General features: G+C 62.7%; 10 protein-coding genes and 1 riboswitch. All 10 genes read left to right on the top strand.

Annotated elements, in window-relative coordinates:
* Positions 1-81 precede the first annotated feature (81 nt).
* Positions 82-1,485 (top strand): DUF4430 domain-containing protein, encoded by a 1,404-nt coding sequence (locus NUV99_02660; GenBank protein MCR4419034.1) that lies wholly within the window; start codon positions 82-84, stop codon positions 1,483-1,485.
* Complete coding sequence (locus NUV99_02655) at positions 1,466-3,529, top strand: hypothetical protein (GenBank protein MCR4419033.1); 2,064 nt, start codon at positions 1,466-1,468, stop codon at positions 3,527-3,529. Before NUV99_02660 ends, NUV99_02655 begins: the two co-directional genes overlap by 20 nt.
* Positions 3,526-4,269, top strand: coding sequence for a hypothetical protein (locus tag NUV99_02650; protein ID MCR4419032.1), 744 nt, complete (start codon positions 3,526-3,528; stop codon positions 4,267-4,269). Before NUV99_02655 ends, NUV99_02650 begins: the two co-directional genes overlap by 4 nt.
* Positions 4,262-5,836 (top strand): hypothetical protein, encoded by a 1,575-nt coding sequence (locus NUV99_02645; protein ID MCR4419031.1) that lies wholly within the window; start codon positions 4,262-4,264, stop codon positions 5,834-5,836. The genes NUV99_02650 and NUV99_02645 overlap by 8 nt, the downstream gene beginning before the upstream one ends.
* Positions 5,820-6,815, top strand: coding sequence for an AAA family ATPase (locus tag NUV99_02640; protein ID MCR4419030.1), 996 nt, complete (start codon positions 5,820-5,822; stop codon positions 6,813-6,815). Before NUV99_02645 ends, NUV99_02640 begins: the two co-directional genes overlap by 17 nt.
* 1 nt (position 6,816) lies before the next feature.
* Positions 6,817-7,680: a DUF58 domain-containing protein gene (locus NUV99_02635; protein MCR4419029.1), complete on the top strand. Its 864-nt coding sequence runs from the start codon at positions 6,817-6,819 to the stop codon at positions 7,678-7,680.
* Complete coding sequence (locus NUV99_02630; GenBank protein MCR4419028.1) at positions 7,677-9,227, top strand: BatA and WFA domain-containing protein; 1,551 nt, start codon at positions 7,677-7,679, stop codon at positions 9,225-9,227. The genes NUV99_02635 and NUV99_02630 overlap by 4 nt, the downstream gene beginning before the upstream one ends.
* On the top strand, positions 9,217-11,730 hold the full coding sequence (locus NUV99_02625; GenBank protein MCR4419027.1) for a VWA domain-containing protein: 2,514 nt from the start codon (positions 9,217-9,219) through the stop codon (positions 11,728-11,730). Before NUV99_02630 ends, NUV99_02625 begins: the two co-directional genes overlap by 11 nt.
* Positions 11,731-11,899: 169 nt before the next feature.
* Positions 11,900-12,124: riboswitch (cobalamin riboswitch) on the top strand.
* A gap of 141 nt (positions 12,125-12,265) precedes the next feature.
* Entirely contained in the window at positions 12,266-12,793 is a 528-nt protein-coding gene (locus NUV99_02620; GenBank protein MCR4419026.1) for an S-layer homology domain-containing protein, read from the top strand.
* A gap of 212 nt (positions 12,794-13,005) precedes the next feature.
* Positions 13,006-14,868 (top strand): PQQ-binding-like beta-propeller repeat protein, encoded by a 1,863-nt coding sequence (locus NUV99_02615; GenBank protein MCR4419025.1) that lies wholly within the window; start codon positions 13,006-13,008, stop codon positions 14,866-14,868.
* Positions 14,869-15,005 lie beyond the last annotated feature (137 nt).

Raw genomic sequence — 15,005 nt, 5'->3', positions numbered from 1 at the left:
CGACCGGAAGACCGGAGGCACTCTTTCAACAAGAGGGTGCCTCCTTACTTTTTTCTGGCCAGTGTCAGGGGGTAACTAGGCATGAGCATCGTCAGCATGCGGCCCGATCTCAGACGACTGATCGCGTTGGTTCTGTTGGCATTTCTGGTCGTCTTGGGTGGGTGCGGATCCGGCAAGGCGGATTCGGGCTCCGTGATCACCAATCGGCAAGCGGAAAGCAGCCAACCTGTGAGGGTTCCGGAAAGCGAACCCGGGAGTGAGGAGGCGGGAGTTCGGGAGACGAGGGGCGATGCCAGGGCTAGCGCCCAGTCAACCTTGAACCCGTCCGAGCCCGCCTCAGAGCGGAGCGAAGAAGAGAGGACCGGGCAGGAAGGACGGCACCACGAACCGGTTGTTAGCCGGCAGGACCGGCCTCCGGGCTCCAAGCTGAGCCAGGACGGAAACGGCTCCGGCGGGAGCGCGGCCGCAGGTGAAGGCGCCGACCAGGTAACGGTAATCGACGGCGTTGCTTATAGGGGCTACAAGGGGCCGGTGCAGGGGGAGGTCAAGTATAAGGAAGGCACCCCGGCCAGCGAGAACGCCAAAACCTACAAGGCCTCGGGGGATATCGAAAGCCCCTATAAGGTTGATCTGATTGTTACCCGGGACTTCGGCCATCAAGAAATGTTTGCCAAGACCGTGGGGCTGGTCCGAGACGAAGTGGGAATGGAAGTCATGTTCAGGAACCTGGATATCCAGACCGCCTACGGAGGCGGATTCGTGAACGCCATTAACGGCCTGGAGTCGGGCTATACCTTTTATACTGGCAAGGACAGGAAAAAGCTGGATTGGTTTTACTGGGTTAACGGCATTCTGGCTCCGGTGGGTGTTGCGGAGTACCGCCCCCAGCCTGGAGACGTTATTTGGTGGGACTATCACGACTGGAGCGTGACCATGTTCATTCCCGCCGTGATCGGTTCCTATCCCCAGCCCTTCAAGAACGGCTTCTGGGGGAAAAACCCCGGCACGGTGGTGATGCACACTCCGACGTACCAAGGGGAGGCCGAACGATTGAAGCAGAGCCTGGAAAGCCGAGGAGTCAAACAGGTGGACACTGCGCCCTACGATCCGGAAGTTCTGAGGGAGCCCAAGAAGTACTACATTCTCATGGGTCTATGGGACGAACTGGCCGCGGGAAGCGAGGTATTAAACGATGTTAACCGGCGGAATAAGCTGGTAGGGGTTTACGTCAAGTTCGAGGACGGCGAAGTGAAAGCCCTGGACTTTAAGGGCAATACTGTTTCCTCACACCGTCGGGCGGGAGCGATTTACGCCTATGGCTCCTCCATCGGCAGCCTGTATCCCGTGTGGGTGCTGACGGGTACGGACGAAGAGAGTTTGAACCGGGCCCTGGATATTCTCATCGATCGGCCTGGCGCTATCAAGCACTATTTCGGAGCCGTAGTGACCCCGGAGGGAGTGATTCGTGTTCCCTATCTTAATTAGGAGCAGAGTTAAAGCTTATCGGGCGCTGGCCGTGTTGATACTGGGGGCGGTTTTGCTGGGTTGGAGCAGCGGTGCCCGGGCCGCCTCCGCCGAGCTCACCATTCGCTCCGGGTTCGACGGAAGGTGCAAGCTGGGCGGGCTGAATCCCGTCACCGTGGAGGTAAAGGCCTCTGCCGACGGCTGTCGGGGGGAATTGAAACTGAAGGTCGGCGAACGGACTTATGTGGCGCCGGTAGACCTGGAAGCCGGAGGGGCCAAAACCGTACGCTTCTCCGTACCCTTATTTAGCGCGGGTGAAAAAATAGAGGCTGCCCTAGAAGTAGAGGGTAGGGAGCAGGCCAGGACGGATCATGCGCCGGTAATTCTTCCGGAAAGTACTTTCCTGCTTGGCCTGCTCAGCGATTCCCCCGCCTCCCTTTCCTACCTAACTAGTCTGGATACCCAGGGACTGGGCGAGGGGCAGGTAGTGACGGTGGCGCTGGACCGGCAGCTTCCCTATCGGTTGGAGGAACTGGATAACATAAACCTTATCGCTGTTGAGGATTTCCGAACCGCGGAACTGAACGAGAACCAGGCTCGGCTGCTGGAGGATTGGGTTCGGCTGGGGAACTGCCTTTTGGTGGGGGCTGGGGAGTATAGCCACAAGACCCTTACCGGGGTGCTGGCCGGTTTACGGGCACCTCTGCCCCTGGGAGACGGAATAGTAGTGCCGGTGGCCGGAGGCCTCGTTGGTCAGGATCTGCATTTTCTGCGCCAAGTCGTCGGCAGGCACTTTACGGCTTACGCTCTTGCCAAGGCGGTAAGGGGGACCGGCCTATCCAGGGAGCTTGCCGGGGCGAGGAAACTGAGCGGAGCGGCGACGGAAAGCATCCGACCGGAGGAGAGCAGCTGGTACCTAGTTATGTCCTTGCTTCTGCTGTACGTGCTGTGCGTAGGGGTGGCGGCCTTCTTCGGGCGACAGAGTAGATGGGCCTACGGAGCGTTGGTGGTTTGCTTTAGCCTGCTTTTCCTTGGGCTTTCGCTGTACACCGGCATTTCTAGGGCGGCGGCGGGAGGGGCGGGAGTGAGACTACACGGGCCCCTCAACCGGACCTTCCTGTTGACTTGCGTCTATCCCTACGCCGGGGAGGGCGCCCGGATCGCCTTTCCAGGCTCCTCCTTTGCCTGGGCCCTGCAGGGTGGGCGGGCCGATGCCCTCGCTAGAGAAATCTACAGCGACGCCAGCGAAAATTACGTTTTCAGCTCGTTTCTGGAAGTAGGGGGGAGTGGGGATGGGGATCTTGCCCTGACCGTAAGCCCTGATGGACTTCTGTCCGGAAGAATTACCAATCCCTTGCCGTATACCATGGAGCATTGCTTTCTTATCGTAGGGGACACCGTTATTCCCGTGGGTCGAATGAAGGGAAGGGAAAGATTTACCGTAGACTATCGGCTGGACCACAACCTCAGTGAAACCGGGGACTACAATTATCTGGAGCTTCTCTACCGAGCTGCCGGCGTCCAGGGTCACCGGCGGCACCTGATTGACTACTACTTCTGCCAGCTGGACGATTATGGCCCCGGCGGCAGGCTCATCGGGTTTACCCGGGAAGAAGGGGCGGTGGAGATTAACGGCCGGAAACTACGCTTCTGGCGCACGATTATGCACGTATTCCCGATCCGAATAGGGCCTGAGGACGGACGGATGGAGTACCTTCCGCCAGAGACTATAAGGCCGATAAGAGGGCACGGGTTGACGGGAGAGAACGAGGCCGTAAGGGAATACCCCGGGGCTCCGGAAGGGGAACTGAAGGTATATTACGTAATCCCGCGGGGGCTGGAGCCCACGGAAATCGTTCTTGCCCCTGCCTCTGTCGCTGGTAATCCGAATGTTCTCGTCTTCAATCCGGTGGGCAGAAGGCATGAGATTCTTCAGCAAGAAGTTCTATCTGGCGAAAAGTTGCAAGAGTACCTGTCTGACGGCCCCTTGGTTCTTAGCCTGAGAGGTGAGCTCAGGATGCTGGTTCCCCAGGTGGCGGTAAAAGGGGTGGCAGCGGGCCGGTGAAACCCAGACTGGCGCGACTGACCGAGGTCCTTGCTGTGGAGAGAGAGAATCTGCTTCTGGGAACCGTGTACCTCGCGGTTCTGGTTTTTGTGTTGGCCCTGTACCTGTGGGTGGGGATAGGCCGGGAGGAGGGGTATAATCCGGTCCAGTATCGTAATGCCTACGTCTATTTTCTGGTCTTCGACTTCCTCCTCTTTACACTGTTTGTGCCCTATTGGGAAAGAGAAGCGGCGTCTTCGCAGAACCGTTATCTCTGGAAAAGCTGCGTCGGAATTGCGGTCATGGCCGCGTCTACGGTTCCGGTCGCCCTGGCGATTTTTGTGGCCGGACGGACCATGCCTGCCGACTTGTTGCTTCCTTTGGCCTTAAAGACGGTGTGGGGCATGGCGGTGGTGGTTGGGCGGGGCTTTCTTGAGGCGGTAAAGCCCGGTTGGCGGTGGAACGGGTTTCTCACCGGGTTCCTCATTTTTTGCGTGCTCGTCCTAGGCGGCCTACTGGCCTACTTCTGCGTTCAGTACCGGCAGGCGGTGATCACCACTCTCTACGACCGCGATATACCGAAGGTTTTCTTCCTTAATCCCCTCCTGGCCCTGGCCGGCTTAGCTTACTGCCAGGCCGGCGGCGGCACCCAGTTAGGTCTGCTTCCGGCGTACGCCTGCCTGGGCTTTTGGGGGTTGGTGACAGCGGCCCTGGTGCTGGCGACCCAGAAAGTCTCGGGAGGTCGTCTGACCCGTGGTTGAGGCCAAGGTAGAGGCAGCGTTAAGAAGGCTGAGGAACCGGATTTGGCTGGGAACAGCCCTGGAGAGGCTTTCGCTGACCCTGCTGGCGGGGGCGGCGGCCGTTCTGGCCTTGGCGCTGGGGAGACACCTCCTGGTTTTGCCCTACGTAAGCGCCAAGGCGGCGGTCGTACTGGCGGTGTCGATGACCGGGGGCGGGATCTGGGCTCTGACCGGCCGGCCGGGGATAAGGCAGGCCGCGGAGGTGGGCGACCGGCTGGGCCTAAAAGAGCGCCTTTGCACCTACCTGGAGTACGGGGACCGGAACGACCCCCTCGTGCGGGCGTTTCGAGAAGAACTGCTGGGCACTCTGGCGCTGGTGAACCCGGCCCGAAGCTACCGGCCGGCCTTCCCGGGGAAGAAGCTGCTCGCCGCGCTCGTTCTCCTTGCCGCGGCCGGGGGAATCCTTTGGTTGCCCTCGCCCCGGGCGGAGGAAGCGACCCGGCGGGAAGAGGTAAACCGCGCCTTGCAGGAGGAAGTCCAGGAGTTGGCGCAAATCCGAAAGAGTCTGGAGGATAAGGCCTCGGAAGCCCAGGGGCCGAGCGCTGCCTTGATCAAACAGGCGGTGGCCCTTCTGCGCGAGTTGGAGAGCAAGCTGGAGCGGAGCTACGATTACCGGCAGGCCGCCCTGGAGGTCGCCGGCGCGCTGCAGACCCTCCGTGGGCTGGGGGGAGAGCTGGATTCGGCAGATGCCGGCCGCCTGGCCGGAGTATTTGAGGGCGCGGGGCAAGAGGCCGCCCAAGCTGCCGCTCGGCTGCGGGCGGGAGACGTAGTGGGAGCGGCCCGCGCGCTCGGTGATTGGCGCGGGAGCGAAAGCGAACTCCGCGTGGTTTGGGAAAACGTCCGGAGAATGCTGGCCGAAGGGGGACTGAAACCGGAGGAGGGGCGGATCCTGCAGGAAATGAAGGCCGTTTTGGACCGTCCAGGTTTTCGCCCGGAGGATTTGGCCGGGGTGCTGGCGTCCTCAGTGAAGCTTTCCGAGCTGGAGGAGGCGCAAACCGAGCTAAGAAGCGCCAAAGAGCGGCTGCTGGCCAGAGCGGGCCGGGAGGTGGGGGAAGTGGCCCACGTCGGCGGGGGCGAACTGGGGACCAACAATAGGGCCGTGGCCTTGGACGGCGAGGCGGCCGGCCGGGAGGCGGCCACGGCCGCAGGCCAGTTTGGGCGCCGGCCCGAGCGGAAGGCCTGGGCCTTGGGCGGAGGGGACGTGCCCGGCGGAGGAGCCGGGGAGGCCGGGTTGCAGGCCGGTCTTGAAAAGAGCGACGCCCCGGTTTTCGCCTCCGGCTCGGGTTCGCCCTGGCTGAAAGCGCGGGGGCAGTGGCAGGAAGACCGGGGCCGGGTGGAGGAAAGGCCGTCCGACCGGGTCCTCGGCCTGGCCGGCGAAGCCGCCCTGCGCCAACCCCTTTACCGGGATTTTCCGGCTGGGGAGGCGGCCTACCTTGACGGGTACAATCTGCCGGCCGAGAAGCAGCGGCTGGTGATGGGGTATTTTCGGGCGCTCAGGGGGGACCAGACCGATGGAGCCGGCAATTGAGGCGGAAAGGGAAACTCAGGTCTTAGAGAGCTTTAAGGCTCGGTTTGAGGCCGTGGTGGGCGAAGTGGAAAAGCAGGTGGTCGGGCAAAGGGAAATAGTGGAGCAGGTGCTGATTGCCATAGTGGCCGGAGGGAACGTGCTGGTGGAAGGAGCGCCGGGACTGGGCAAGACGGTTCTGGTAAAGTCCTTCGCCCGGGTGTTGGACCTTCCCTTTTCCCGCATCCAGTTCACTCCGGACTTGATGCCCGCGGATATCATCGGCACCGAAGTAGTAAACCGCACGGAGCGGGGGCTGGAATTCACCTTCCGCCCCGGCCCCCTTTTCGGTTCCCTGGTACTGGCCGACGAGATCAACCGGGCCAGCCCCAAGACCCAAAGCGCCCTTTTAGAGGCCATGCAGGAAGGGGCGGTCACCGTCGGCGGGGTTACTTACCGCCTGCCGGAACCGTTTTTCGTTCTGGCCACCCAGAATCCCATCGAAATGGAAGGCACCTACCGTCTCCCGGAAGCCCAACTGGACCGCTTCCTCTTCAAGCTCCAGGTGCGGCTACCCGGCGAGCGGGACATCCACCGGATCCTCGACGTGACCACCATCGGGGGGGACGGCCTGCGGCTGCAGAAGCGGCTATCGCGGGAAGAGCTTCTGCTCATGAAGGATTTGGCCGGCCGGGTGCCGGTTCCCTCGACGGCAAGGCAAAAAGCGGTGCAGATTGTGCTCCAGACCCACCCGGATCGGACGGACGTGCCCTTGGTGAGGGAGTATGTGCGCTACGGAGCCAGCCCGCGCGGGGTGCAGGCCATGATCGCCTCCGCCCGGGTGAGGGCGCTGGCCCAAGGCCGGTTCAACGTGTCGGTGGAGGACGTCCGGGAAATGGCCCTGCCCTGCCTGCGGCACCGGTTCTTTTTGAATTTCAAGGCCGTAGCCGACGGGGTGGAAGGCGACGCCATCATTAGAGATATCCTGAAAAGGTTGGGCTAGGATGCCGGGACCGGCGGAACTGGAAGGCTTTTTGCGGGAAATCCGGCACCTGGGGAACATCCGGCTGCGCCAACGTCTCACCGGGGCCGGAGAGGGCATCCACCCCGGCCTGCGGCCGGGGAGTTCCCTGGACTTCCACGGCCACCGCCCTTATATCCCCGGAGAAGACCCGAGGAGGATCGACTGGAAGGCCTACGCCCGGACGGGAAGCCTTTTTCTTAAGGACTTCAGCGAGGAAAGGCAGGCGCAGGTGGCCGTAGTGCTCGACGGCAGCGCCTCTATGGATTTCGGCCGTCCGGGCAAGTGGGAAATGGGGGTGAAGCTGGCCTTGGGCCTTGCCTACCTGGCCCTGCGCCAGCGGGACCGGGTTTCCTTCTTCATCGCCCGGGGGCAGTCCGAGGCGTTGACGGAAAACGCGGCGGGAATAGAGCCTTTCTACCAACTCACGCGGCTGGTATTGCGTTTAAGGCCAAGTGGGGTTACGGCGGGCCGGGCTTTTGCCGGCGCCGGCCTCCGCGGGGCGGGGCTGGTTTTCGTGCTGTCCGATTTCTTGGATCTGGAGGTCGGCGCCCTGCTGGACCGGCTGGGTGCCGGTGGCCGGGAGGTGGCGCTGGTGCAAATAATCTCTCCCCAGGAATTGGAACCCCCAGTGGGGGAGGAGCTGAAGCTGGTGCACGCGGAAACCGGAAGGGTAACAAGGGTGCATTTCCCGGCCGAGGCCAGGAGCCGCTACAGGGAGAAGGTGAAGCGCTTCCTGGTGGAGACCAGAGAAGAGTGCCTTCGGCGGGGCGCCTGGTACGTGTGGGCGCCTACCACCGCGGACCCGGTGCTGGTCCTCAGACAGGCGGTGGCGATGGGGGGATGAGCTTTCTTAGACCGGAAGGGTGGCTGCTGGGTCTACTCCTGCCGGTAATGGTGCTGCTCTATCTCAAGAAGCAGCCGGTCGTGGAATACCGGGTGCCCAGCCTGCGGTTTTGGGAGGAGGCGCTGAGGGAGGAGCAGGGGTTCCGGCTTAGGCGCCTGGACCGGTACCTGTCGCTCCTCTTGCAACTCCTGGCGGGGCTCTTCCTGGTCCTGGCGGCCGCCGGGCCGCTTTGGGCCCGCCCCTTCCCCGCGGAGCGGGTGGTGGTGGCCTTGGACGGGTCCTTTTCCATGCGGGCGGTGGAGGCGGGAACCAGCAGGTTCGAGCAGGCCAGGCAGGAAGCGGGCCGGATTATCCGCGATCTTTCGGAAGGCGCCAGGGTGACGCTTGTCCTGCTGGCCGAAGGAGTCCAGGAGCTGGTCGTTGATGCCGCTCCCCGCGAGGCGCTGGAGGCCCTGGCCCGCGCTCAGTGCGCCTCCCGTCCCCTGAACGCCGCCCTGGCGGCCGCCCGGCTGGCCGCCTATCCCTCCCCGGTCATCCTGGTGACGGACAAGAACCTGCAACTGGGCGACCGGATAGTGAGGGTGGGAGGAGCGCTGGACAACGTGGGCCTTATCCGGGCGCGCTACGATTACTACCACGGGGAAGTTCTGTTCGCGGTAAAGAACTATTCCTCCGGGAAGAAAAAGGTCACCCTAAGCCTGTGGCAGGGGTCTACGCTGCTGGACGCTGTTGCCGCCGAGCTGTCTCCTCAGTCCGAGGCCGAGTATTCCCTGGCGGCGCCGGCGGCCGAAGGGGTGCTCACCCTTAAAATAGAGGACCCGGACGCGCTGGCAGAGGACAACGCCTATTTCGTGCCGGCGGGAAACCAGGGAAAGAAAAGAGTGCTTTTGCTCGGGGGCGACTTTTTTGTGGAAAAGGCGCTCGCCGCCATGGCCGACGCGGCGCTGCTCAAGGTCGAAAGCAACGAAGAGGCAGCCGGGGAGGAGGCAAGTCGGGCCCAGGTAGTGATTGCAGCCGACGGCCAACTGCCGCCCGCTCTCCCGGAGAGGGCGGGGGTCTGGTGCCTGGCGGCCGGCTCCGCGCTACCGGAGGTTAACGAGCGCCTCCCCTTAAAGGCGCTTCCCTCCCCCTTAACCGAGGGTTTGGTTTTGAAAGAGGTTTACCTGGAGGGGGCGGTGGCCCTTCCGGCGGGGGAGGGGATGCAAGTGGTGTTGAAGGCGGGCGACCTGCCGGTGATGGTCGCCGGGGTAGAAAACGGGCGGAGAACCGTCTACTCCAGTCTGGACTTCCGCCGCACCAACCTCGTCACCCGGCCCGACTTTCCCCTGCTGGTGAACAACCTGGTCCAATGGCTGGCCGCCGACGCGGCCGGGGAACACCCGGACAACCCGCCCGCCGCCCTGATAACGGGAGAAGGGCTCGACGCCGCTTCGGCCGCAAGCCGCCCGCCCCCAAATCCGCTGGCCGTGCCGCTTGCAAGGGCGGCTCTGGCCCTGGTGCTGGCTCTGCTGCTCCTGGAGGGGGAGGTGGCCAGGCGTGGGCTATGACCGGGCAGAAATTCTGCTCACGGCGGCCTGGGCTCTGGTGCTCGCCTACTTTGTGTGCCGGGCAGCTCAGCTCAGGCGGGTATATTCCCGGCGGAAATATCTGGCCTGGGGGGCGCTCAAGTTTTTGGCCCTGGCCTGCCTGTTTCCCCCGGCGTGGGGGCTGAGGGTAAGCTTGCCTGCCACCCGCACTACCACCGTTTTTCTGGTGGACCGCTCCCTGAGCGTGCAGGAAAAGGCGAGAGAGATTGAGGCCTTCCTCAACCGCCAGGTGAGAGAAAACCGGGGCCGGTGGGATCAAGTGGCGGTGGTGAGCTTCGCCCGGGAGCCGGCGGTAGAGCACCCGGTTTCCCGAACCCTGGGGGAAGTGAGGCTGGAAGCAGTTGTTGACCCTAATTTTACCGATATTCAGAAGGCGCTGGAGTTCTGCCGGGACTATTTCCCCCGGGGAGGCAACCGCAGGCTGGTCCTGATTACCGACGGCCGGGAGAACCTCGGCAACTCCGAGCCGGTCCTGCGCCGCCTGGGAGAGGAAGCAATCAACCTGGTGGTGCTCCCCGTGTCGGATACCGAAAGTGGCGATGTGCAGTTGGTCTCGCTCAGGGGACCGGCCGGCGCCTATCCGGGGACCCGGATTACGCTGGAGGCGCAACTGTACGCGGATGACGAACGGGTGGGGGTCTTCAGACTCCTTAGCCAGGGCCGCAAGGTGCGGGAGGAAAACGTAGCCGTAAAGCCGGGCTACAACTCGCTTTCCTTTTCGGTGCCGGCGGAGGGCGAAGCGGAGGCGGTCTTTTGGGGGGAAATAAGCTTTGCCGGGGACGCAAACCCGCGCAACGACAGCTTCACGGTTTCCGTGCCTCTGCTGGGCGCTCCGGCGGCGCTGGTGATAGGCGAGAAGGAGGACGCCACCAACGTGGCCCGGCTGGTGCAAAGCCTCGGCTACACGGTCGTAGAGCGACGGCCCCAAGAAGCCCCTACGGAACCGGGGGGCCTTTCCTCCTACGACCTGGTGGTCTTGGCCAACGTGGAGCACCGGGATTTGCCGGGAGGTTTCGAAACCGCCCTGCAGAAAAGCGTGGAAGATCAGGGTTCGGGCTTGCTGGTGGTGGGGGGAAAGCACGCCTTCGGCCCGGGAGGTTACGAGGGCACCGTGCTGGAGCGCCTGCTTCCGGTGAGCTGCCGCATGAAGGGGAGGGAAAAAGTGCCGGACACCGGTCTGGTGCTGGTGGTGGACTGCTCCGGCAGCATGAACGACGAAAGCCAGGGGACCCGCAAGATCGAAATGGTCAAGGAAGCGGTGCTGAAGTCGGTAGAGGTGCTGGACCAAGGCGACCGGCTGGGAGTGCTGGCCTTCTCGGACCGGCAGGAGTGGGTGGTGCCCCTGGCGCCGCTTTCCAGCCGGGAAACGGTGCGGGACCGGGTGGGCAGGCTGGCTCCCGGGGGCGGCACCCTGATCCTGCCCGCCCTGGAGCTGGCGGTCGAGGCCCTGGAGCAGGCCGACGTCAAGGTAAAGCACCTTATTCTGCTTACCGATGGCCAGGCGGAGAAGGAGGGCTACGAAACCATCCTGCGGCGCATGAAGTCCGGGGGCATTACCCTCTCGGCCGTGGCGGTGGGCCGGGACGCGGATCGTGAACTCATTCGCAGGCTGGCCGAGGGCGGCGGCGGGCGCAGCTACTATACCGACTATCTGGGGGAGGTACCGGGAATCTTCGTGAAAGAGGCCTACGCCGCGGTCAAGCGGTATTTGAACGACCGGGAGTTCATTCCCCGGCCTCCAGGGACCGCGGGCGAGCCGCCGGCTCTTCCCAGGCTTTACGGCTATACCGGAACCGGTCTAAAGGAAGGGGCGGAAGCCATCCTGGTGAGCGATACCGGGGACCCGGTGCTGGCCCGGTGGCAGTACGGATTGGGCCGGGTAGCCGCGTGGACGCCGGACTTAAGCGGCCAATGGAGCCGGGACTGGATACGCTGGAGCGGCCTGCAAGGTTTCTTCAGCCGGGTGCTGGGGGATCTGACCGCCGCTGACGGCGAAGGCCTGGACATAAGCCTGATACAAAGAGGGTGCCGGGTGAAGGCCAGCGTATCCGCCAGCAGCTTTCAGGCCGGGGAAGCGCTGCAACTGCTGGTCCTTCCGCCCTCGGCAGAGGAAAACAAGCGGCTCTTGGAACTAGAGCCGGTCGGTAAAGGGGCATGGGTGGGGGAGTTCGACCTGGAGCAAACCGGCAGCTACGCCCTGGACTTCCGGCTGGTAAGGAGCGGCAGTATTCTAAAGCAGGCCCGCCGGACGGTCTACCTGGACTATTCCCCAGAGTTTGACGCCCTCCGGGAGCAGGATATTTTCCTGCCCGCCGCCTACGGGCGGGTGGTGGACTGGAACGCCAATGTCTTCGCCCTGCCGCTGGAAAGGAAAACCGGCGCGGAGGTGCCGATGGAGCCGATTCTGGCCGCTCTGGCCTTAGCGGCGCTGCTAGGCGAGCTCTGGGCGCGAAAAATGCTGTAGCCGGAGGCGAAATCCGGGATTGACTGAACGCCCAAAGGCCGGTTAAGCTATCTGATGACGGGAAATACTGTCTAAAAACCTCTGCCGGCCGACCGGACCACCGGAGGCACTTCACCCAAGGGGGGAGTGCCTTTCGTATTTTATGGCGGTGTATGCCGGCCGCAAAACTGAACAGAGCTACCGCAGGGGTTCCGGGAGATTTCCGGATTAAAAGGGAACCGGGTGCGAATCCCGGGCGGCCCGGCCACTGTAAGCGGGGAGCGACCTTCCAGGGTGCCACTGTCCGTTGCCGTGCGGCGGCGCTGTCAGCAGGTTGTCGCGCGTGAGGGACGGGAAGGCGGAGGAGAGCGAGGATCCGCAAGCCAGGAGACCTGCCCCGGCGGTGGACCGCTTCGGCCTTCCGAGGAAAGGCGGGAAGCTGGTGGCGGTAATGCCGGGCGGCCGACGGGCGATTAAACGGCCGCCAGGGGCGTACCGCTCCCGATAGTGCCTTGCGCACCGTCAAGACCCCGGCTTTCGGAAGCAGCCGGGGTTCTTGCTTGGCTGGGCTGCCAGCCAGGGTCGGGGGTGGGTAAATAACGGAGGCGTGCAGGCCACCGTCACCCGGGCCCAATTCGCGGTCATCCTGGCCCGGATGGCGGGACTTGCGGCCGATCCCGAAGCCGCGGCCCGGTTTAGCGACCTGCCGGCTGGCGCCTGGTACCGGGGAATGGTGGGGGCGGCGGCTGCGGCCGGCCTGGTATCCGGCACCGGCGAGCGCACCTTCTCGCCGCAGCAGCCCATCACCCGGGAGCAGGTGGCGGCCATGATGGTGCGGCTCCTGTCCAAGAGCGGCCCGGACCTGAGCATTGACGACCGGGAAACGGCCCGGTTGCTGGCCGGGTTTGCCGATGCCGGGGAGATCTCCCCCTGGGCGAAAAACTCCGTAGCCCTGGCGGTGCGGGAGGGCCTGATGCGGGGCCGGCAGGCCAACCGCTTTGAGCCCCGGGGCCAGTCCACCCGCGCGGAGGCAGCGGTGGTGCTTTACCGGCTATTGCAGAAGCTGCCGGAGCTGGGGAAGTAGGTAGGGAGAAGTTGTGTCGGGCACGTGGGTATTCCGACTGCCCCCGGGGAGGTGAGGGATTACGCGAGATAAACAGTTGCCATCTTGCCGTGTAACGTCTGTAATCCCGAGCAACCACAAAGGTCGGGCGGAAGCGGCAGAAGCAAGGGTGGGGAACTGGACAGGGCTGTAGGCCCAAGTCCAATTTCACGATTGGGGAGGTTCGTAGGAAAATGCCTATCAGTCTAGGTGCTTTAAACGTGGGGAAGAAGACGTTGGTAATCTTTCTTGCCTTATTATTGGTTGCGTTGGTTGCGGCCACGCCGGCGCTTGCCGCCGACTGGCCGCAGTTCCAGAAGGACGCGAAGAACAGCGGGATTTACACCGGTGCGGCGCTGCCCACCGGGTCTACCGCTACGGTCACCTCAGTGCAAACCGAATACGGGAGCTTTTTCGGCATAGATTCCACCCCTATTTACGTGACCACCAACGACACGGGCTACGTTTACGTCTTCCCCTTCCAGAAGCTATACGAGTACTACACCAGCGGCAATTCCCTGGTGGCAGGATCCACACCGCTGACCGTAGACACGGGGGGTTTCCAACTTTGCACCCCGGCCTCTGACGGGAACAGCATTTTCCTTGGGGTAAACACCCATTTAAACCAGACTCAGAACAAGGACTTTACCACGAGTTTAGACGGGTGGACCACGGGTAGCTCGGCCGGTTCCCCGGAGTTTTCCCAGACCACCGTATCGGGTAAGACCTGTGCCCGGATCCACGAGAACGATCCTTCCACCGACGGAGACGGCTATATCCAGCAGACCGTGTACGTGCCCAGCAACTCCAACGTGCGCATTGCCTTTTCCTACTTGCAGCAGTATACCGGATCTCCGCCCAGCCAGCGGCTCATCAAGGTGCAAGTAAAAAGGCCCAGCGATTCCACCTGGAACACGGCGCTGACCATTACGCCTACGGCCTACGATACGTGGGTACCGGTCAATGAAAACATCAGCACCACCTACTTCCCTAATTCAGGCGTAAACTACGACATCCGCTTCGTGTTCGATTATACTACCTCCGCTTCCTCCACCGCCACCTGCTGCTTCACCGACTGCCAGGTGATAGCCCAGAGCATGGGGGTGGAGAAGGTGACGGGGTTGGGTACGGGTGCGCTCAGCTTGAACAGCAACTTCTGCAACCTCGCCCAGTCCGGCCAGGCCAATACGCCTTTGAAGTACTACCAGAACGCCACTGGCTCCTACCTCTTGCTGGGTAAATGGACGGGCAGTACGGGCGGAAAGTACTTCTGCATTGATGCCAATACGGGACAGGTCAAGTGGGAGTACACCGGAGGTTCGCCCAAGGGTTACTACTGGGCCGGAGCCGCCTGCGTGGACGATGTGGCCATTTTCGGTGACGAAGACGGTAAGGTCCACGTGGTAAAGTTGGAGCCGGACCAGGACGGCAATGCAATAGAGGTAGACCAGGACACCAACACCCCCGGCGTGCAGGCCTACGACCTGACGCAGAGCAATGAGCCTATACGCTCCTCTATTTGTTACTACGACAACGCCACTGGGAACGACTATCTCTACCTGACCTCTGCTGACGGGTACCTGTACCAGCTTGAGTATAACCCAACAACCCAGAGGATAGTGGGCGCAGTAACTCCCGTACAGCCGCAGAACTACTGCACCTCTACGCCGGTCAGGTACGGCGACTGGGTGTACGTGGGAATGGGCCGGATTTACGGCGGTTCCGGCTTGTGGGCGGTGCCGGTTTCCGGCGGTGGTTTTGGACGTCCTGTCGAACTGGTAAGTGAGGATCCCAATGACCTGAATTTGCGGATAATCCAGTCCTCACCTGTGGTCTACCCGGCTTCCGATACCGAGATTTACATCTATGTCACGGAAAACAACCAGGGAGGCCGGGCCGTCTGCGTAAAGCATTACTACGACGAAGAAGAAGAGCAATGGAAGTCAGAAGGCCGATGGACCTATACCAGCCAAAACTACGTGCTGCAGGGTTTTGCGGCCGCTGACGGCAAGCTCTTCTACGGGGATGACTCGGGTTATCTCTACTATGTCCACTAGGAAGCCGAGAATATGCCTCTGCGCGGGGCTACGCCCGCGCAGAGGCACCTCTCCGTTTTGGCTCGTTATTGCCTTATTACTATTTAGAAACGCAGGTGCCTTTCCTATACCGGGGTCTTCCCCTAAATCTAGTGGTT

The organism is Clostridia bacterium (assembly GCA_024653205.1).
Classification (GTDB): Bacteria; Bacillota; DSM-521; order Neomoorellales; family SLTJ01; genus JANLFO01.
This window is presented reverse-complemented; position numbering and strand designations above follow the sequence as displayed.